Raw genomic sequence first — 19277 nt, forward strand, 5'->3', positions numbered from 1 at the left:
CAGCATGAAACCCGGGGACGTCGTCGCGGATCGGTTCGAGCTCGAAAAAGTGGCGGGCTCGGGTGGCATGGGGAAGGTGTTTCGCGCGAAGGACCGCAAGACGGGCGGGATCGTCGCGCTGAAGGTGCTGTGGGCCCACGCCCACCAGGACACCGAGACACGCTTCGTGCGGGAGGCGGAGCTGCTCGAAGGGCTCGATCATCCAGGGATCGTGCGGCACATGGCGCACGGGCTCGGCGCCGAGGGAGAGCCGTGGCTCGCGCTCGAGTGGCTGGAAGGCGAGACGCTCGGCGAGCGGCTGCGGCGCACAGGGCTCGACGCCGCCGAGAGCGTGGGCGTGGCGCGGCGCGTGGCCGAGGCGCTCGGCGTCGCGCACGCGGCGGGGATCGTGCATCGGGATCTGAAGCCGGCGAACATTTTTCTCGTGGGGCAGAGCGCCACGGATGTGCGTCTGCTCGATTTCGGGATCGCGCGGGTCGAGGGGGGCGAGGCGCTGACGCACACGGGGTATGTGCTCGGGACCCCCGCGTACATGGCGCCGGAGCAGGCGCGGGGATCAAAGCGGATCGACGCGCGGGCGGACGTGTTCGCGCTCGGCTGCGTGCTCTTTCATTGCCTGACGGGGCGGCCGCCGTTCGCGGCGGAGGAGATGCACGCGGCGTTGCTCAAGGTGGTGCTGGAGGAGGCGCCGCGGGTCTCGTCGTTGCGGACGGGGGTGCCAGAGGCGCTCGACGCGCTCGTCGCGCGGATGCTGGCGAAGGCGCCGAAGGATCGGCCGAAGGACGGGATCGCAGCGGCGGCGGAGATCGCGGCGCTCGGGATCATCGAGGACACGGACGCGATCGAGGCGAGCCTGCGGCCGAGCGGGCTGACGGGCAAGGAGCGGCGCGTGGTCTCGCTCGTGCTCACGAAATTGCCGGCGGGCGAGCGGGCGCCGCGGGCAGGGGAGAGCGAGGTTTTCGCGCCGACGCTCGAGCTCGCAGGGGCCGAGACGGCCATCGAGGCGGGCGGGCGGGCGCGGTCGCTGGAGGCGATTGTCGAGCGGTATGGCGGGCGGCTCGACGCGCTTTCGGATGGAACGCTCGTGGTGAGCCTTTTGTCGACGGGCGCGGCGACGGATCAAGCGGCGCGGGCCGCGCGGTCGGCGCTGGATTTGCGGGCGGCATTGCCGGAGGCGCCGATGGCGCTCGTGGCGGGCGCGGAGGTGTCGTCCGAGGGGCTGCCGATGGGCGCGGTGATCGAGCGCGGCGTGCGGCTGCTCGGGAAAAAGGCGGCCGCGGGGAAGGCGCCGCCGATCCGGCTCGACGACGTGATGGCGGGGCTGCTCGACGTGCGGTTCGACGTCGACGGCGACGAGGGGGGGCTCTACCTGCGCGGCGAGCGTGACGTGGCGGAGGCGGCGCGCACGTTGCTCGGGCGGCCCACGCATTGCGTCGGGCGCGAGAGCGAGATGGCGATCCTGATGGCGCTCGTCGACGAATGCTTCGACGAGCCGCTCTCGCGCGCGGCGGTGATCCTCGCGGCGCCGGGCATGGGCAAGAGCCGGCTCCGGCACGAGCTTTTGCGAAAAGTCCGCGAGCAACGTGATTCGATTGGCGTATGGGTGGGGCAGGGCGATCCGATGAGCCAGAATTCGCCCTTTGCGCTGGTCGGACAGATGCTGCGCGGGCAAGCGGGGTTGTCCGGGGGGATGCCGCTCGACGTGCAGCGGCAGCGGCTGCGCGCGCGGCTCGGGCGGCACCTCGCGGGCAAGGCGCTCGAACGCGCGATGATGTTCCTCGGCCCGCTCGCGGGCGTGGCGCCGGTGGACGAGGAGAGCATCGAGCTGCGCGCGGCGCGGCGGGATCCTCTGCTCATGGGGGATCAGATCCGGGCCGCGTGGGAGGATTTGCTGCGCGTCGAGACGGACGAGCGGCCGGCGATGTTGATCCTCGAGGATCTGCATTGGGGCGACCGGCCCACGGTCAAGCTCGTCGACGAGATGCTGCGCGCGTTGCCCGAGCGGCCGATTTTCGTGCTGGCGCTGTCGCGGCCGGATTTGCCGGAGATCTTTCCGCGGCTCTGGGAAGGGCGGCCCTTGCAGGAGATCCGGCTGAAGGAGCTTTCGAAGAAAGCGGCCGAGCGGCTCGTGCGGGAGGTGCTCGGGGACCGGATTCCGGATGCAATGGTGGCGCGGCTCGTGGAGCGGGCCGGGGGCAATGCGTTTTACCTGGAGGAGCTGATCCGCGCGGCGGAGAGCGGGCGGGCCGCGGAGCTGCCGGAGACGGTGCTGGCGATGGTCGAGGCGCGGCTCATCGCGCTTGCCCCCGAGGCGCGGCGGCTGCTCCGGGCCGGGAGCGTGTTCGGGCAGGTGTTCTGGCGCGGCGGGGCCGCGGCGCTGCTCGGCGAGGGGTTACGCGAGGACGCGCTCGCGCCGATGCTCGCGGATCTCTGCGCGCGTGAGCTCGTGGTGAAGCGGGCGCAGAGCCGTTTTCCCGCGCAGGAGGAGGTTGCGTTCCGGCATGCGCTCGTGCGCGAGGCGGCCTATGCGGCGCTGACGGAGGCGGATCGGGCGCTCGGGCACGCGCTCGCGGGGGCCTGGCTGGAGGAGGCGGGGGAGCGGGACGCAGTTGTCCTGGCAGAACATTACGAGCGCGGGGGCGTGCCGGCGCGGGCGGCGACGTGGTACCGGCGGGCGGCGGAGCAGGCGCTCGAAGGGAACGATTTCCGGGCGGCGATCGAGCGGGCCGAGAAGGGGGCGCGGGGCGCGTCGGCCGAGGCGCGCGGGGAGCTCGCGTGGATCCAGGCGGAGGCGTTTCGCTGGCTCGGGGAGGCGGCCGAGGCGTCGGCGCGCGCGGCGCGCGCGATGCAAGCGCTGCCGCGGGGCAGCGGGGCGTGGTACGGGGCGGCGGCGACGGCAGCGTCGATGCTGGTCCGGCTCGGGCAAAAGGACGCGCTGGAGGATCTCGCGAAGGCGGTGCGGTCGCCGGGCGCGGAGGCGATGGGTTCGTCGGCGCCGGCGGTGAGCGCGGTGGCGCACGTGGCGGCGTCGTTGCTTCACGCGGGGGAACACGCGGGGGCCGAGGAGCTCATCGGGCAGCTCGGCATGGTGGCGTGGCCGATCGCGGAGCGGGATCAGGGGGTGGCGGCGCGGCTTTATGCATTGCATGCGTCGCGGGCGCTCTGCGCGGGGGATCCGGCGGCGTCGCTGCTCGCGACCGAGCGGAGCATTCCGGCGTTCCTCGCGACGGGCAACCGGCGGGACGCGTGCGTGGGGCGGGTGAACGCGGCGCACGCGCGGATTCAGCTCGGGCTTTTCGCCGAGGCGGAGCGGGATCTCGTGGAGCTCCTGGGCGAGGCGCGGCGGCTCGGGCTTTCCAACGTGGCGGCGCTCGCGAAGCAGAACCTAGGGCCCGCGCTGGCGGCGCGCGGGGCGCTCGAAGAGGCCGAGAAACACGTGCGCGAGGCGATCGCCGATTTCGCGAAACAATCGAACCGGCGGCAGGAGGGGCGGGCGCGGATTTACCTGTCCGCGCTTTTGCTCGCGCGGGGCGACCTGGAGGCGGCGGAGATCGAGGCCGAGAGCGCGGCCGAGGCGCTCGCGGCGATCGGGCCGCTCCGGGCCTTCGCGCTCGCGGCGTGGGCGCGCGCGCTCCTCGCGCAGGGCAACTGGCCGTCGGGCCTCGGCATTGCAGGGGCGGCGATGGGGCTTTTTGCGTCGCTCGGGGGCATGGAGGAGGGCGAGGCGCTCCTCCGGCTCGTGTATGCCGAGGCGCTGGTCGCGTCGGGGAGCGCGGCGAGCGGGAAGACCGCGATGTTCCAGGCGCGCACCCGGCTGCTCGCGCGGGCGAATCGAATGACGGACGGCGCCATGCGGGAAAGTTTTCTGGAGCGGGTGCCCGAGAATGCCCGCACCATGGAGCGCGGGCGCGAGCTTGGCGCCTGAACCGACGCGCGCCGTGACGCCGTAGGTCGGGGGCGCCGGCCTTGTGCCAGCGTGGGCCACGGGGACGGCGAGAAAAGAAACGAGCTTCGATGCTGAAATCGTGTGCCCACGGCCGGGGCATGCGGCTTGCTCGGCTTCGCCACCTCGCTTCGGGAGGTCTTCATGAACCAACGGTCGATGCGCGCGCTCGTCTTCCTTCCTTTGTTGGTGGCTTCGCTCGGTGGGAGCATCGCCGCTTGTCTTGCCGTGGATGACAACTCGGTCAGCACGGGCGGGTTCGACGAGTCGTCGACCGGAGACGGGCCTGCGGGATCGGTGGGCGTGGGCGGCTCCGGGGGGGGATTCAATGGGGGCGGCGGTTCCAGTGGGGGGGGCGGCGCGGGCGAGTTCCCGGGGGAGCCTGCGCCGGATCCGGCCGCGCCGCCCGCGCAAGGCCCGGATGCGGGCACGGACGCCGCCGCCCCGGAGTTCACCTGTGAAGGGCTCGATTCGTCGAAGCCCGTCGTCCTTTATCTCTCGGCCGACGATTCCAATTCGATGGGCTCTCCCGTCCACGTGCGCGAGCTGCTCGGCCAAGGCATCGAGCCCATGGCCCAGGAGATCCGCACGTACGAGTTCCTCAATTATTATCGAATCCAGTACGCCGCGCCGCCCGCGGGCAAGCTCGCGCTCTTCCCGGAGCTCGCGAATACCGCGGTGGTGAACGAGTTCGATTTCCAGATCGCCGTGCGCTCGTACGATGCCGTCAAGCCGCGGCGCCCGATGACGGTGACGTTCGTGCTCGATACCTCGGGCTCGATGGGCGGCCCCGGCATCGAGCGCGAGCGGGCGGCGGTGAAGGCCATCGCCGCGAGCCTCCAGGAGGGCGACATCGTCAATGCCGTCACCTGGAACACGAGCAACAACGTGGTGATGGCCGGCCACGTGGTGACGGGGCCAAACGACCCGGAGGTCGTGTACCTGGCGAACGAGCTCACGGCGAGCGGCGGGACGGACCTGCACAGCGGGCTCGTGAAAGGGTATGAGCTCGCCGAGCTGAATTATGGTCCGGGGCGGCTGAACCGCGTGGTGCTGATCAGCGACGGCGGGGCGAACGTGGGGCAGACGGACGCCGATTTCATCGGCCAGAAATCGAAGGACGCCGACAAGGAGGGCATTTACCTGGTCGGCGTGGGCACGGGGCCCGGCGGATCGTATGACGATCGGCTGATGGACGTCGTGACCGACAAGGGGCGCGGCGCGTACGTCTATCTCGACAGCATCGGCGAGGCGTCGCGTATGTTCGTCGATCGGTTCGACGAGACGATGGAGATCGCGGCGCGCGGCGTGCAGGTCGAGCTGACGATGCCGTGGTACTTCCAGATGCACAAGTTCTACGGCGAGGAGTATTCGGAGAATCCCGAGGAGGTCGAGCCGCAGCACCTCGCGCCGAGCGACGCGATGATTTTCAATCAGGTGCTGAAGGCCTGCGATCCGGCGCAGATCGTCGCGACCGATACCATCACCGTGCGGGCGCGCTGGAAGACGCCGCTCACGTACCTCGACCAGGAGACCGAGGTGACGACGACGGTGGGGGATCTGCTCGCGGCGCAAAAAGCGGGGCTGCCCAAGGCCAAGGCCATCGTCGCGTTCGCCGAGGCGCTGAAATCGCCGACGGCGCAAAACCTCGCCGACGCGTATGCGCTGGCGAGCGCGGCGAACGTGAGCGGAAGCGATCCCGAGCTGCTCGAGATCGTGGGCCTCATTCAGAAGCACCCGCAGTATTGATGCCCGCGTAGCGACCTTAGGGCGTCTCCCGACGGCATGGAGGCCCTTGCGTAGGGCCTCCATCCATTCGCTCCTACACGCCCACGTCCATTTACTGCTTTGCCAGGTTCGCCACATCAGGGGCGTGGCGCTGGGTATATGTCCATGGTACCCCCTGAGACCATTACAATTCGATCGGCCTTTTCGGCCGGCGGAGGGTGGCATGGACGGTGGTGGAGTCGACCGCGGACCTGCTGCAGAGGCCGCCATTTTGCGCTCGCTGCTCGATAACCTGGACGTCGTCGTCTGGGCCATCGACCCTCAGGGGTACATGAGGTTCCACGACGGGAGAGCCGCGCGGAGCGAGGGCGATCTGACGGGGAAAAACGTTCACGATCTCTATACCCCCGAGGTCAACGTGTGGCTGAACCGCGCGCTCCAGGGCGAGGCGCACCGCAAGATCACGGAGCCCACGCCGGGTCATTTTTGGGAGAGCTGGTATACGCCGGTCAAGGACGAGAACGGCGTGGTGACCGGCGTGATCGGGATGTCGATCGACGTCTCCGAGGCGCAAAAGGCGCAGCGCGAGCTTTCGCAGAAGCTCGAGGTGATCGAGCGGCAGCAGGACGTGATCCGGAACCTGGAGACGCCGGTGCTCGAGGTATGGGAGGGCGTGATCGCGCTGCCGCTCGTGGGGATCATCGATTCGAGCCGCGCCGCGCGGGTGATGAACGATCTGCTCGCGGCGGTCTCGCGCACGAACGCACGTTTCGTGCTGCTCGATTTGACCGGCGTCGATGTCGTGGATACGGCGACGGCGAACTACCTCATCGGCATGGTGCGCGCGATCGGGCTCCTCGGCGCGTGCGGGGTCGTCACGGGCATCCGGCCGAACGTGGCGCAGACGATCGTGTCGATCGGAATGGATCTCTCGTCCTTGAAGACGCTCGGGACCCTGCGGCAAGGGCTGTCGTATTGCATCCGGCAAATGGCGACGCAGAAGAAGGAGCCGGCGTTCTGACGGGAATTGGGGTCAACAGCCCTTGGGTAGCTCCGCGAGGAAACGGTGGAGTCGGCTCATTTCCTCGTGCTCGACGAGGTCGGCCTCGGGCGAGGCGGGGTCCTTCGGAGGTTTTCGGTCCTTGCCCTTCCATGCGGCTTCGATGTCCGGCCTCGGCGTGACGATGGGGAATGCGGGGTCGCCGTCGTCGAGCAGCAGCAAGAATTCGAGGAACTTGCCGACGCTCCCTTCGAGCCGGGCCTTTTGCGTCGTGACGGCGTCGCGGAACGAGAGCTGTCCGAGCAGGACCGCGTCGAACGTGCTGCGCGTCGTCGTCACCGTCACGTCCGCGCCGGCGCGCACGTGGGCCACGTAGCTCAGGGCCCCGTTCGATACCTCCAGCGCGTAATGCTGGCCGGTATCCGTGAAACTCCAGTTCATGAGGATGCGCTCACGCGCCTGGGGGCCCAGCAGGCGCGCGCCGAGCGAATCGAAGATCATGTCGAGCGTCATCGCGGAGAACATGCTCGCGTCGGTGGACGGCGCGTCCGACGGGATCGTCACGCCGTCGCGTAGCTCCTGTGCGCCCATCAGGTAGAAGTTCCTCCACGGCCCGGCCTCGGCCTGGTAGCCGAGCTGTTCGAGGGTGTTCGCCAGGAGGTCTTTGGCTTTCGTGTTCGTCGGATCGTGGAAGACCACCTTGTCGAGGAGCTCGGCCGCCCAGCGGTATTCGCCTTTGTCAAACGCGGCGCCGGCCGCCTTGAGGACCTTGGAGGCGCCGCCCATGAGCTCCACGTATTTCGAGCTGCTTCGCTCGGGCGGGAGCGGATGGAGGCGCGCCGGGTTGCCGTCGAACCAGCCCATGTACCGGTCGTAAATGCCCTTCACGTTGTGGTTGACCGTGCCGTAATAGCCGCGGTTGAACCATTCCCGGGCGATGCTTTGCGGCATCTCGAAGACCTCGGCGATCTCGATGCCCGTGTAGCCCTTGTTGAGCATTCGCAGCGTCTGGTCGTTCAGGTAACGATACATGTCGCGCTGCTTGGAGAGGAACGAGGTGATCCTCTCCTGGCCCCAGCGTGGCCAGTGGTGTTGCGCGAAGAGCACGTCGGTCTTGTCCCCGAAGAGGTCGAGCGCTTCGTTGAGGTATTTCGACCATGCGAGCGCGTCCCGGACGCGCGCGCCGCGGAGCGTCTGGATGTTGTGCATCGTGTGTGTGGCGTTCTCCGCTGCGCAGAACACACGGTGATCCGGGAAATAGAAGTCGAACTCGGCCGGCGCTTCGGCGCCCGGCGTCATGTGGAACTCGATGCGGACCCCATCGAGCTCGATCGTGTCGCCTGTCCGCGAGATGGTCCTCGTCGGCGCGATGATCGAGATCCGGCCGATGGACTGGCCCTTGGCGAGGCCCGAATCGATCTGGCCCCGGGGACCGGCCACGAGGTAAGGGCCGTACATGTATTGCGCCCGGCGGATCATCGCGACACCCGCATATACGTTCTCGCTGACGGCGTGCTCGAGGAAGTCCGCGGGGGCGACGATTTCGACCCGTTTGGCGCGGACGTCCTCGGGATCGACGACGCCGCACACGCCGCCGAAATGGTCCACGTGGCTGTGCGTGTAAATGACGGCCTTGACCTTGACGTCGGGGCGCTTGCGGAGCTCGCGATAGAGGCGGAGCGCGTCGGCGGCGCATTCGCAGGAGATCAGCGGATCGATGAGGATGAGGCCCTCGGCGCCCTCGATGATGGTCATGTTCGACATGTCGAACGCGCGGACCTGGTAAAACCCCTCGGTGACCTTGAAGAGGCCATTCATCGTGTTGAGCCTGGCCTGGCGCCACAGGCTCGGGTTCACCGTGGGCGGGCACGGGGCGTCGCGCGTTTGATCCATATAAGGCGCGAGCGTCCAGACGGTCTTGCCTTTCTCGTTCGTGATCTGGAGCGGAGGATCCCACGTCCCGATGTAGCCGCGGCTCGCGTCCTCGAAGTCCGCCGTGTCGTCGAAGGGGAGGGTGTTCCACACCGCCGCGTTTGCGTCGGTCGTGTATTTGGAGGCGTCTCGGGGTTTCGTGGACATCGCTTCCGGATCCTTTCGACGACATGGTTCGCAAGGGGCATACCAGTCGTCGAAAAGGCTTTTCCGAGCGAACGTTACGCTTCTTTGACGGCCCTCGGCTTCCGCAACGCGAGGAGCACGCCCGCCGCGAGCATGGCGCCCGCGAGGACGATGCGCGGCGTGAGGCGTTCGCCGAGGAGGAGCACGCTGCCCGCCGTCGCGAGGACGGGGACGAGGAGCTGTACGACGGCCGCGCGAATGGCCGTAAGGCGCGGGAGCGCCGCATACCAGAGGCTATAACCGACCCCGGAGGTGAGGGCGCCCGACGCGATCGCGAGGAGGAGGCCCCGCGGCGTGGCGCGTGGGATTTCGAGGAAAACCGCGCTCGCCAGGGAAAGCGCGAGGGTGAGCGGGACGGCGCGGACGAAATTGTCGGCGGTCGCGACGAGGGGGTTTGGGGGCGCAGCTCGGCTTGTCCGAGCGGAGCCCCCAAGCGTTGAATGGTTTTGGGCGGAGCGGCCCCGGAGAGAATAGATGCCCCACGCGACGCCCGCCGTGGCCATGAGGAGGGCGCCCACGGGATCGGGCGCGGTGGCCCCCGGCGCGGCGAGGACGAGCAGGCCGCCGAGTGCGAGCGCGAGGCCGATCCAGCCGCTCGCGGAAGGGCGTTCGCCCCGGAAAAGGCCCGCGCCGAGCATGGTCGTCTGGACACACCCGAAGAGGACCAGCGCGCCGATGCCGGCGCCCATACGGACATATGCGAGGGAAAAACCCGCCGCATAAGCAAAGAGCGCGAAAGCCGAGCGAAAGGTGCCCTCGTGAGGGCGAGCACCCCGGGCGAGGAGGAGGAGCACGAGCGTCGCCGCGCCCGACGCGAGGCGCACCGTGGTGAACGTGGCGGGATCGATGCGCGCGGCGCCGTCGGCGAGGGCCGCGCGGCAAAGCAAGGAGTTCCCGGCGAAACCGAGGAGCGCGAGGCTTACGAGCAACGGGACGGGAATACGGCCGGGCGGCATCGTGGGAGGAGCGTAAACGAAAAGAGGCCGGGCGTCCTCGGAGATTCAGGGTAGAGTGGGGGCGTCGAGGAGGCCCATGCGGCACGATTCCACAGGACGAACGTTCGCCCCGGAGAGCATTGCGGCGCAGGCGCTCGGATGGGTGGACGCGGAGACGCGGGCGATCGTATCGCCGATTCACCCATCGACGACCTTCCTGCGCGATCCGGACAATCAATACCGGTCAGGCAGGGTGTACGGTCGATCGGACAATCCCACGTTCGATCAGGCCGAGGCCCTCGTGACGTCCCTCGAAGGCGGGGCATCGAGCATGCTCTTTGCCTCGGGAATGGCGGCGGCGACCGCGGTCTTTTTGAGCCTTTCGCCCGGCGACCACGTCGTCGTACCGGAGGTGATGTACTGGTCTTTGCGGAGCTGGATTTGTGGCCCGGGAGAGCGGTTCGGGTTCCGGGCGTCGGTCGTGGACATGACGAACCCGGAGAAGGTCGCGGCCGCGATCGAGCCGGACAAGACGCGGCTCGTGTGGGTGGAGACGCCCGCGAATCCGCTCTGGTGCGTGACGGACATCGCCGAGGTGTCGCGGATCGCGCATGCGGCGGGGGCGCTCGTTTGCGTGGACTCGACGTCGGCGACGCCGGTCCTGACGCGGCCGCTCGCGTGCGGCGCGGATTTCGTGATGCATTCGGCGACGAAATACCTGAATGGTCACTCCGACGTGCTCGCCGGCACCTTGACGGCGGCGCGGACGGGTGATTTCTGGGAGCGCGTGCGCGCCACGCGGTCGCAGGTCGGCAGCATCGCGGGGCCCTTCGAGGCCTGGCTGCTCGTGCGAGGCATGCGGACCTTGTTCCTGCGGGTGCGGGCGGCGTCGAAGAGCGCGCTCGCGATCGCCGAGCACCTGGAGCAGCATCCGCGGGTGCTCTCCGTGATGTACCCGGGTCTGCCCTCGTTCCCTACGCACGTGGTGGCGGCGCGGCAGATGGATGGGGGGTTCGGCGGGATGCTGTCGGTGCGGATCCGGGGCGGCGAGGAGGCGGCGGTGCGGGTCGCATCACGCGTGTCGCTCTGGAAACGCGCGACGTCGCTCGGCGGAGTCGAGAGCCTCATCGAGCATCGCGCGAGCGTGGAAGGGCCGGATTCTCCGGTGCCGAGGGATCTGCTCCGGCTCTCGGTGGGGATCGAGGCGGCCGCGGATCTCATCGCGGATCTCGATCAAGCGCTCGCGCTCTAGCGCGGTTCTTGTCGAAACACGTCTCTCGGTGCATCCTCGCGCGCCGATGATGGAGACGATTCCCTCCTGGATCCTCGCCCGCTTTCGTGACCTCGATCAAAGGCCCCACGCGCCCCACGGCGGGGGCCTCATCAACCGCACGTTCCTCGTCGAGGGGCGCGCGGGGAAGGTCATCGTGCAGCGGCTGCACCCGGTGTTCGCGGGGGTGGTGAACGAGGACATCGACGCCGTGACGGCGCACCTCGCGGCCAAGGGCCTTTGGACGCCGCGGCCTCTGCGCACCGACGACGGCGCTTTATGGGTCGACGACGAGGAGGGGCGGGCCTGGCGCGCGCTCTCGTACGTGGAGGGGCAGAGCCATGACCGCGTGCCGGGCCCGAGCTTCGCGCGCGAGGCCGGCCGCATGGTGGCGCGGTTTCACGCGGCCGTCGCCGATCTCGTGCACGACTACCGGCACGTGCGGGCTGGGGTGCACGATACGAAGAAACACCTCGCCACGCTGGAGACGGCGCTCGACGCGCATGCGGGGCATCGGCTGTTCGGCGAGGTCGAGCCGCTCGCGCGGCGGCTGCTCGCCGAGGCCGCGCGGCTGCCGGATCTCGACCAGCTCCCGCTTCGGCACGTGCATGGAGATCTCAAAATATCGAACCTCTTGTTCCAGGGTGAACAAGCGGTGTGCCTCGTGGATCTGGACACCCTCGGCCGGATGATCTGGCCCTTCGAGATGGGCGACGCGCTCCGCTCGTGGTGCAATCCGGCGGGCGAGGACGTGGCGCACGTGGCGATCGACGCGGGCACGTTCGGCGCGGCGCTCGCGGGGTATGGCGAGGTCGCGCGGGGGGCGGGGCTCGTGTCGGCGGAGGAGGCGGGGGCGGTCGTGGACGGGCTCGCGACGATATGCCTGGAGCTCTCGGCGCGGTTTCTCGCAGACGCGCTGCGCGAGGCGTATTTCGGCTTCGACGCGCGGCGATTCCCGGCCCGGGGCGAGCATAACCTGGTGCGCGGCCGCGGACAGCTCGCGCTCTTCGACAGCGTACAGGCAAGACGCACGGAGCTCGAGCACGCCGCGCGCGCGGCGCTGGGCTGAGGCCTCGGTCGGGTTCGTCCCGTGGTAAAAATTTCGCCCAGGCGAGCGACTCCGCTCTTGCCGCGGAGGCGGATTCATGATCGTTTCCTCCCCTCTATTTGACGAGCCATCGAGGGCGCGTGGAGGATGCGATGATCAAGCGCGGGTTCTTCGGGGTGATGTGGTTCGGCGCGCTGCTCGGAGCGACGAGCAGCGCCCACGCCGTGCCCATCACGCAAAACACCGATCCCCACTCGACCGGTCTTGGGATCTCGACCGCGTGTGGCAACAGCTCCGGCACGTCCCAGGCCTCCTATTATCGAGCGTTCGATCTGTACGGCATGGGCATTCCCGCGAGCGGGATCCGCAGCGTGCAGTTCGGCGTCGACGCGCTGTACAACGGCCCGCTGGAGATCCTCGTCAAGTTCTACACGCTCACCTCGACGCTCGCGGTGGCGAATCTCGTCCCGATCGGCTCGCCCACCGCCGTGACGGTCCCGTCGCAGCAGGGGACGCTGGTGACCGTCCCCCTGAACCCGAACCTCTCGTTCGATACGCAGGATCAGATCGTCGTCGAGGTCTTCGTGCCGGATGGCCAAGCGACCGGCGCGTTCTTTTATTTCGGCTCGAACTCGGCCGGCCAATCGGCGCCGGGGTACGTCCGCGCGCCGGCCTGCGTCGGCATGGAGGACATCACGGAGCTCGGGTCGCTCGGCAATGGGAACATGCACATCGTCATGACGCTCGACGTCGGCACTTGCGGCGACAGCATCGCCGAGATCTCGGCCGGCGAGACGTGCGATGACGGCAATGCCGTGAGCGGCGACGGCTGCGACGCGAATTGCACGGTGACGGCCTGCGGCAACGGCGTCCTGACGAACGGCGAGACGTGCGACGACGGCAACACCGTGAGCGGCGACGGCTGCGATTCGAACTGCAAGCCGACGGGCTGCGGCAATGGCGTGGTGTCGGCGGGCGAGGCGTGCGACGACGGCAATCCCGTGAGCGACGACGGCTGCGATTCGAACTGCACGGTGACGGCCTGCGGCAACGGCGTGAAGGCCGGCGCCGAGGCGTGCGACGACGGCAATACCGTGAGCGACGACGGCTGCGACGCGAACTGCACGGTGACGGGCTGCGGCAACGGCATCGTGACGGGCGGCGAGCTCTGCGACGATGGCAACACCGTGGGCGGGGACGGCTGTGACGGCAATTGCTTCAACCCGGCCTGCGGCAACGGGTTCGTCGGCGTCGGCGAGACGTGCGACGACGGCAACGACGTGAGCGGGGACGGCTGCGACGTGAACTGCACGGCGACGGGCTGCGGCAACGGCGTGCTCACGGCCGACGAGATCTGCGAGGACGGCAATACGGTCGACGGCGACGGGTGTGATTCGAATTGCACGCCGAGCTTCTGCGGCAACGGCATCGTGACGCTCGGCGAGGACTGCGACGACGGCAACACGACGGACGGCGACGGCTGTGATTCGAACTGCAAGCTGCCCGCCTGCGGCAATGCGATCCTCAACGAGGGCGAGGCCTGCGACGACGGCAACAAGAGCGACGGTGACGGCTGTGATTCGGACTGCTCGGTCACGGCGTGTGGCAACGGCATCGTGACGCTCGGCGAGGAATGCGACGACGGCAACGACGTGGACGGCGACGGCTGCGACAAGGCCTGCAAGTCGACGGCGTGTGGCAACGGCACGAGGACCGAGGGCGAGGAATGCGACGACGGCAACGACGTGGACGGCGACGGCTGCGACACGAACTGCACGGCGACAGGCTGCGGCAATGACGTCGAGACCGAGGGCGAGGACTGCGACGACGGCAACACGACGGACGGCGACGGCTGTTCGGCGACATGCAAGTTCGAGTCGAATGGCGAGGGCGGCGGCGTCGGCGGCGCGGCGGGCGCCGGCGGCGACGGCACGGCTGTCGAAGGCGGCTGCGACTGCGCCGTCGCGGGCGCGAGCGACACGAAGACCTCGGCGGGCCTTTTCGGCGCGCTCTTCGCGGCCCTGCTCGTGCCCTTCCGGCGTCGTCGCCGGGCGGCGCAGGGCTGAGCCTTACGGAGCGACGCCCTCACCCTCCGCGGGAGAGTGGCTTTTCATCTAAAATTGTGACCATTGCGGAAGTCGGTGCGTCCGCGCGAAAAAGCATGGACGCCGCCGTCGGCCCCGGGCTATCCTCGCTTTTGCGCGCGCTCCTTGCCGTGACGAAAGCGAGATTCTCATGAGAATGCTTCTTCCCCTCGTCGCAATTTCCTTGGCAATCGTCGGTTGCTCCAGCTCCGGGAACGTCGATCTCGGAGCGGGTGCTGCCGGGCCCGGCGGGGCGGGCGGGAGTGGAGGAAGTGGGGGCGGCGGCACCGGTGGGAACGGCGGAAGCGGCGGCAGCGGCGGCAGCGGGGGCGGGACGACGTCGTATACCGTGACGTTCGACCCCGTGAAGGTGGCGCCGGGGACCGAGCACACGCAATGCGTGGTGAAGCGGCTCGGCAACGACGCGCTCGAGCGCATCCACGAGATTCGCAACGTGCTGCCGACGGGCTCGCATCACCTCATCGTGTACCGGACGAACGATACGGTGGAGCAGCTCGAGCCGTTCGATTGCCAGCCCTTCGCCGACACGCTGGACCCGTCGAAGGGCGCGCCGGTGATGATCACGCAAAAACACGAGGACACGCTGACCCTGCCGGACGGGGTGGCGTTCACGATGCAGCCGAACCAGATGGTGCGGCTCGAAATGCATTACCTCAATGCGTCGCTCTCCGAGATCGACGTGTCGGCGACATCGACGTTCTACACGATGAAGGAAGCCGACTTCAAGGACGAGGCCGATTTCCTCTTCATCGGCAACCCCGACATCAACATCGCGCCGCATACGAAGGCGACGCTCGGGCCGACGTTCCTGCCGCTGCCCGCGGACCTCGTGGGCTCGAAGTTCTTCGGCATCACCGGGCATACGCACCAGTGGGGCAAGGACGTGACCGTGTCGTGGGCGCCGTCGAAGAACGGGGCGGATACGACGGTGTACGACGTCGATGGATGGCTCTGGAGCGAGCCGCCGACCGTGGTGCACGATCCGCCGTTCCAGGTCCCCGAGGGCGGGGGCTTCCGGTTCACGTGCTCCTGGGACAACCAGAGCAGCCAGCAGGTGGGCTTCGGGGAGTCGGCGAACGACGAGATGTGCTTCTTCTGGGCCTATTACTACCCGAGCAAGGGGTCGCGCGTCTGCGCGCACACGGACCAGGTCGGGGGCGGGCTCGACATCTGCTGCCCAGGCAATCAGCTCTGCGGGCTCCTTTTCTGAGCCCTCCCCGGGGGACGGGTCCGCGCCCGTCCCCCAACCTTCCCCTTCACCAGCCGCAGGTCTCGCCCTTGCTCTCCTCGCGGATGAACTTCCGCAGGGGCTCGAAGTATTCGAGGATCGCGCTCGCGTCGCCCTGGGTCTCGCCCGAGATGGCTTTCATCGCCTCCGGCCAGGGCTTGCTCGCGCCCATGGCCAGCATCGCCTTCAGTTTGTCGCCCGCCGCCTTGTTGCCGTAAATCGAGCAGGTGTGGAGCGGGCCCGTGTGGCCAGCCGCCTTGCAGAGCGCGCGGTGGAACTGGAACTGATAGATGTGCGCCAGGAAATACCGCGTGTACGGCGTGCCGCCGGGGACGTGGAACTTCGCGCCGGGGTCGAAATCCTTTTCGCTGCGCGGGACCGGCGCCGAGACGCCCTGGGTTTTCTGGCGCAGGTTCCACCAGGCCTCGTTGTACTTGCCGGGCGGCGTCTTGCCCGCGAAGACGTCCCAGCGCCATTGATCGATGAGCTTGCCGAAGGGCAGGAACGCGATCTTCGCGAGCGCCTGCTTCATGAGGAAGTTCGTCTCGGCCTTCGGGTTCTGCGGGGCGTCCTTGAGCAGGCCGATCGTCTTCAGATACCCCGGCGTCACGCTGAGCGCGATCGTGTCGCCGATGCCCTCGTGGAAGCCGTCGTTGGCGCCCGATTGGAAGAGGACCGGCAACGTGTAGTAGTAGGCATAGTAGTAGTTGTGCCCGAGCTCGTGGTGGATGGTGATGAAATCCTCCTCCTTGGGCTCGATGCACATCTTGATGCGAATGTCGCCGCCGTAGGTGACGTCCCAGGCGCTCGCGTGGCAGACGACGTCGCGGTCGCGCGGGCGCACGAACATGGAGCGCTCCCAGAACGTCTTCGGCAAGTTATCGAGGCCGAGCGAGGTGAAGAACCGCTCGCCCATCTTGACCATTTCGACGGCGTCGACCTTCTTGTCGACGAGCGCCTTCGTCACGTCGAGCGACGCCTCCTTCGGGTAGGGCGTGACGAGGTCATAGAGGTTCGACCAGTCCTGCGCCCACATGTTGCCGAGCAGGTGCGCCGGGATCGGGGCCTTGTCGCCGATCTTGTCCTTGCCATAGACCTTGCGGAGCTTCGAGCGGACGAGGCAATGCAGCTCGTCGTAGAGGGGTTTGACCTGGTTCCAGAGGCGCTCGGTGTCGGCCTCGAACGCCTCGGGCGTCATGTCGTACCCGGAGCGCCAGAGCGCGCCCACGTCCGAGAAGCCAATCGAGCGCGCGCCCTCGTTGCCGAGCTCGACGTACCGCGTGTACCGCTCGCGGAGCGGAGGCGCGATCGAATGCCAGCCCGTCCACGCGTCGAGCAGCTCGTCGTACTTGCGGCTCTTCCCCATGATGTTGGAGAGCTCGTCGAGGTTCAGGCATTTGCCGCCGAGGCGCGCAGGGCAATACTTGCCCTTGCCGTAATCGGCCTCCATGGAGACGGCGATCTGCGCGAGCTCGGCGCGTTTCTTCGCGTCCGCAGGGGCCGGCAGGGTCGTCGAGAGCTTGATCAGCTTGAGCTGGCGCGCCACGGGCTCGGAGAGCGTCAGGCCGTCGAAGCGCGTCGCGCCCGTGATCGCCGTGCCGAGGTATTCCATGTTGGCTTCCTCGGCCGCCGCCGAGATCGCCGTCGTATCGTCCGTGATGTACGTCTTGTTGACCCAGGCCGCGCGCGCCGAGGCGGTCCAGAGCTTCTTGAGGTCGTCGTTGACCCGGACCGTGAACCCCTGCGCCTCCTCGGCCGTCGGCGGTGTTTCGCCCGCGGCCGCCTGGGCCTGGGTTTGCCCGGGCGTGGGCGTGGCCGCCGCCGCCGCCGTGGTCGGCGTGGGCGGCGGTGGCGCCGAGCTACACGCGAAGACGGCGGCGGCGAGCGTGAGCGGGGCGGCGAGGGCGATCGAGGCGTAGGGGCGTTGTTTCATGCACCGGGCTCCTAGGTTCTGCCCGGTATAGTCCGGAACCTAGGCGTCCGGGAAGAGCATTGCGAAGGCGCCGGGCGAAAGAAGATTGTCGCAGACGAACGTGGCGCCGGCCTCGCGCAGTGCTTCCGGGACGAACCTGCCCGTCGCGACCGCGAGCGACTCGGCGCCGATGGCGCGGGCCGCCGCGATGTCCTTGGGCGTGTCGCCGATGATGACGACGCGGCAATCGTCCCGGTCCTTGCCGAGCCGCTCGGCGCCGCGCCGGGCGCCCGCGTCGAGCAAGGCCGCGCGGTCCTCGTGGTCGCAGCCGAAGCCGCCGAAGGAGAACCGATCGAAGAGGCTCGCGCGATCGAGCTTGATCCGGGCGCCGTCCCGCACATTGCCGGTGCCGAGGCCGAGCGCGATGTGGGGACGATCGGCGGCGTGATCGAGGACGCGGTTGATGCCGGGGTGGGTGATGTACCCGGTGGAGGCGGCGACCTCGGCGACGAGGGCTTCGAGGTAGGCGGCGAGGACACGATCGATCGCCGTGTCGTCGACGCTCGCGCCGACGGCGTCGAGGCCGCGGCGGACGATGGCGCGGTCGGTCATGCCGTCGAAGGAGAAGTGCGCGCACGCATCAGCCCGGCCGGTGACACACGCGAAGGCGCGGTCCATGGAGCGACGGCCCGCGCCGCCCGTGTCGATGAGCGTGCCGTCGATGTCGAAGAGGAGGATGGTGGGGTGCACGGGCGGAGTATGGCAGAGCGGACGGATCGTGCTCCCCGCGGCGTGCGGCCGGTCGATCGGGGAGGCGCGCGTCTCAGGCGCGGCCGGCGCGCCGCGCGAGCTCGTGCAGGTCGGGGGCGCCGATCGGGAGCTCGCCCGTGAAGCCCCTGCAGGTGAGCTCGAGGTGATTGCCGAAGGGGTCGTAGAAATAAAGGGACGCATGTCCGGGCGGGCCGAGCCTTCGTGGCCCCTCGGTGGCCACGCCGTTCGCTTCGAGGGCGTTCTTCATCGGGACGATGTCCTCGGGCGCGACGGCGAACGCGAGGTGGGGGTGGTCCTGCGTGGGGGAGGGCCATCCGTGGCCTTGCGGGAAGAGGTCGATGCGCGCCGTGCCGAGCTCGACCGTGATGTGCGTGCTGCGCGCGACGTCGTCGCTGCGGCCGAGCGAGGCGAGGAGCTCGGGCGTGACGCGCATGAGGACCTTCGCGCCGAGGAGGCCGACGTAAAAACGCTCGGCGACGGCGAGATCCCCGACGGGCAACGTGAGGTGATCGATTCCGTGGATGCGGCCCGCGAAGGGGCTCTCTTCTACATCGCTCATGATGAGGACCTCCCCGAAGCCCTTCGTGAAGCAAGGGGAGGGCCAGGTCCCCTCGGTTTCGTGGGGTCCCGAGGCTGGGCCCTCGTGGACATACGGCGTGGGAAGGCAAGGGCATCCCCCCGAGGAGCTGTCGACAGGGCATGGACGGGAAGGCCTTGCTCCCCGTGCCTGCTCGATCGGACGTCGGGGGCAAGGCGACTCCGTCGATGCGCTGTCGACAGGGCATGGGGGAGGAAGGGGACCACCTCGATGTGCTGTCGACGGGGCGCGGGGGTGAAGGTGACCCCGTCGACGTGCTGTCGATGGGGCACGGGAGTGAAGGGGACCACCTTGACGTGCTGTCGACAGGGCGCGGGGGTGAAGGCGACTACCTCGACGTGCTGTCGACAGGGCGCGGGGGTGATGGGGACTCCGTCGACGGGTACTGGGCACAGTTGCCCAACCGACCCGATCGCCCCACCCGGAGTTCCTTCAAACCGAGTGGAGGGAGGCGGAGGACGTCGTCCCGATGGGGGGGCGGCGAGGGCGTCAAGAGGTTGATGGTGGACCTGTGGAGCGACGGTTTGCGCAGGTTGCGCAAAAGTATCCAGAGAATGCGCAGATCTATACAGGCGCGAAAGGAGTGGGGAACGATTCGTGCGGCAAACCGGTCGATCGAGA

12 protein-coding genes are annotated in these 19277 nt (G+C 68.6%); 7 read left to right on the forward strand and 5 right to left on the reverse strand.

The annotated features are described in order from the left end of the window. Positions 1-4: 4 nt before the first annotated feature. From E8A74_RS24775 to E8A74_RS24785, 3 genes are all read left to right on the forward strand, one after another. On the forward strand, positions 5-3925 hold the full coding sequence (locus E8A74_RS24775) for a serine/threonine-protein kinase (protein WP_136931535.1): 3921 nt from the start codon (positions 5-7) through the stop codon (positions 3923-3925). 162 nt (positions 3926-4087) lie between these two features. Then, positions 4088-5692 (forward strand): vWA domain-containing protein, encoded by a 1605-nt coding sequence (locus E8A74_RS24780; RefSeq protein WP_232379729.1) that lies wholly within the window; start codon positions 4088-4090, stop codon positions 5690-5692. Positions 5693-5894: 202 nt separating this feature from the next. Then, positions 5895-6692, forward strand: coding sequence for an STAS domain-containing protein (locus E8A74_RS24785; protein WP_136931536.1), 798 nt, complete (start codon positions 5895-5897; stop codon positions 6690-6692). Between the two features lie 12 nt (positions 6693-6704). Here E8A74_RS24785 and E8A74_RS24790 read toward each other — a convergent pair whose 3' ends face one another. Both E8A74_RS24790 and E8A74_RS24795 read right to left on the reverse strand, forming a co-directional pair. Continuing rightward, positions 6705-8750, reverse strand: a complete 2046-nt coding sequence (locus tag E8A74_RS24790; protein WP_136931537.1) for an alkyl/aryl-sulfatase — start codon at positions 8748-8750, stop codon at positions 6705-6707. 74 nt (positions 8751-8824) lie between these two features. Then, positions 8825-9745 (reverse strand): DMT family transporter, encoded by a 921-nt coding sequence (locus E8A74_RS24795; protein ID WP_170229344.1) that lies wholly within the window; start codon positions 9743-9745, stop codon positions 8825-8827. Positions 9746-9821: 76 nt separating this feature from the next. On the opposite strand from E8A74_RS24795, the gene E8A74_RS24800 reads away from it, so the two are divergent. The 4 genes from E8A74_RS24800 to E8A74_RS24815 all read left to right on the forward strand — a co-directional run bounded on the left by E8A74_RS24800 (position 9822) and on the right by E8A74_RS24815 (position 15357). After that, entirely contained in the window at positions 9822-10976 is a 1155-nt protein-coding gene (locus E8A74_RS24800; RefSeq protein WP_136931538.1) for a trans-sulfuration enzyme family protein, read from the forward strand. Positions 10977-11022: 46 nt separating this feature from the next. Beyond that, entirely contained in the window at positions 11023-12063 is a 1041-nt protein-coding gene (locus tag E8A74_RS24805; RefSeq protein ID WP_232379730.1) for a phosphotransferase enzyme family protein, read from the forward strand. 131 nt (positions 12064-12194) lie between these two features. Next, a complete protein-coding gene (locus tag E8A74_RS24810; protein WP_136931539.1) occupies positions 12195-14108 on the forward strand; it encodes a DUF4215 domain-containing protein in 1914 nt (637 codons plus the stop codon). A gap of 169 nt (positions 14109-14277) precedes the next feature. After that, on the forward strand, positions 14278-15357 hold the full coding sequence (locus E8A74_RS24815; protein ID WP_136931540.1) for a monooxygenase: 1080 nt from the start codon (positions 14278-14280) through the stop codon (positions 15355-15357). 46 nt (positions 15358-15403) lie between these two features. Here E8A74_RS24815 and E8A74_RS24820 read toward each other — a convergent pair whose 3' ends face one another. The 3 genes from E8A74_RS24820 to E8A74_RS24830 all read right to left on the reverse strand — a co-directional run bounded on the left by E8A74_RS24820 (position 15404) and on the right by E8A74_RS24830 (position 18617). After that, positions 15404-17308 (reverse strand): M2 family metallopeptidase, encoded by a 1905-nt coding sequence (locus E8A74_RS24820; protein ID WP_136931541.1) that lies wholly within the window; start codon positions 17306-17308, stop codon positions 15404-15406. A gap of 39 nt (positions 17309-17347) precedes the next feature. Further along, positions 17348-18037 (reverse strand): HAD family hydrolase, encoded by a 690-nt coding sequence (locus tag E8A74_RS24825; RefSeq protein ID WP_170229340.1) that lies wholly within the window; start codon positions 18035-18037, stop codon positions 17348-17350. Between the two features lie 73 nt (positions 18038-18110). Further along, positions 18111-18617: a VOC family protein gene (locus E8A74_RS24830; protein ID WP_136931543.1), complete on the reverse strand. Its 507-nt coding sequence runs from the start codon at positions 18615-18617 to the stop codon at positions 18111-18113. Positions 18618-19277 lie beyond the last annotated feature (660 nt).

Origin of the sequence: Polyangium fumosum, from assembly GCF_005144585.1 — a bacterium.
In the GTDB taxonomy this organism is placed as follows: Bacteria; Myxococcota_A; Polyangia; order Polyangiales; family Polyangiaceae; genus Polyangium; species Polyangium fumosum.

Coding starts and splice junctions, on each gene's coding strand:
- E8A74_RS24790 (WP_136931537.1), bottom strand. CDS start 8,750: ATGTCCACGAAACCCCGAGACGCCTCCAAATACACGACCGACGCAAAC.
- E8A74_RS24775 (WP_136931535.1), top strand. CDS start 5: ATGAAACCCGGGGACGTCGTCGCGGATCGGTTCGAGCTCGAAAAAGTG.
- E8A74_RS24800 (WP_136931538.1), top strand. CDS start 9,822: ATGCGGCACGATTCCACAGGACGAACGTTCGCCCCGGAGAGCATTGCG.
- E8A74_RS24805 (WP_232379730.1), top strand. CDS start 11,023: ATGATGGAGACGATTCCCTCCTGGATCCTCGCCCGCTTTCGTGACCTC.
- E8A74_RS24820 (WP_136931541.1), bottom strand. CDS start 17,308: ATGAAACAACGCCCCTACGCCTCGATCGCCCTCGCCGCCCCGCTCACG.
- E8A74_RS24830 (WP_136931543.1), bottom strand. CDS start 18,617: ATGAGCGATGTAGAAGAGAGCCCCTTCGCGGGCCGCATCCACGGAATC.
- E8A74_RS24795 (WP_170229344.1), bottom strand. CDS start 9,745: ATGCCGCCCGGCCGTATTCCCGTCCCGTTGCTCGTAAGCCTCGCGCTC.
- E8A74_RS24780 (WP_232379729.1), top strand. CDS start 4,088: ATGAACCAACGGTCGATGCGCGCGCTCGTCTTCCTTCCTTTGTTGGTG.
- E8A74_RS24785 (WP_136931536.1), top strand. CDS start 5,895: ATGGACGGTGGTGGAGTCGACCGCGGACCTGCTGCAGAGGCCGCCATT.
- E8A74_RS24810 (WP_136931539.1), top strand. CDS start 12,195: ATGATCAAGCGCGGGTTCTTCGGGGTGATGTGGTTCGGCGCGCTGCTC.
- E8A74_RS24815 (WP_136931540.1), top strand. CDS start 14,278: ATGAGAATGCTTCTTCCCCTCGTCGCAATTTCCTTGGCAATCGTCGGT.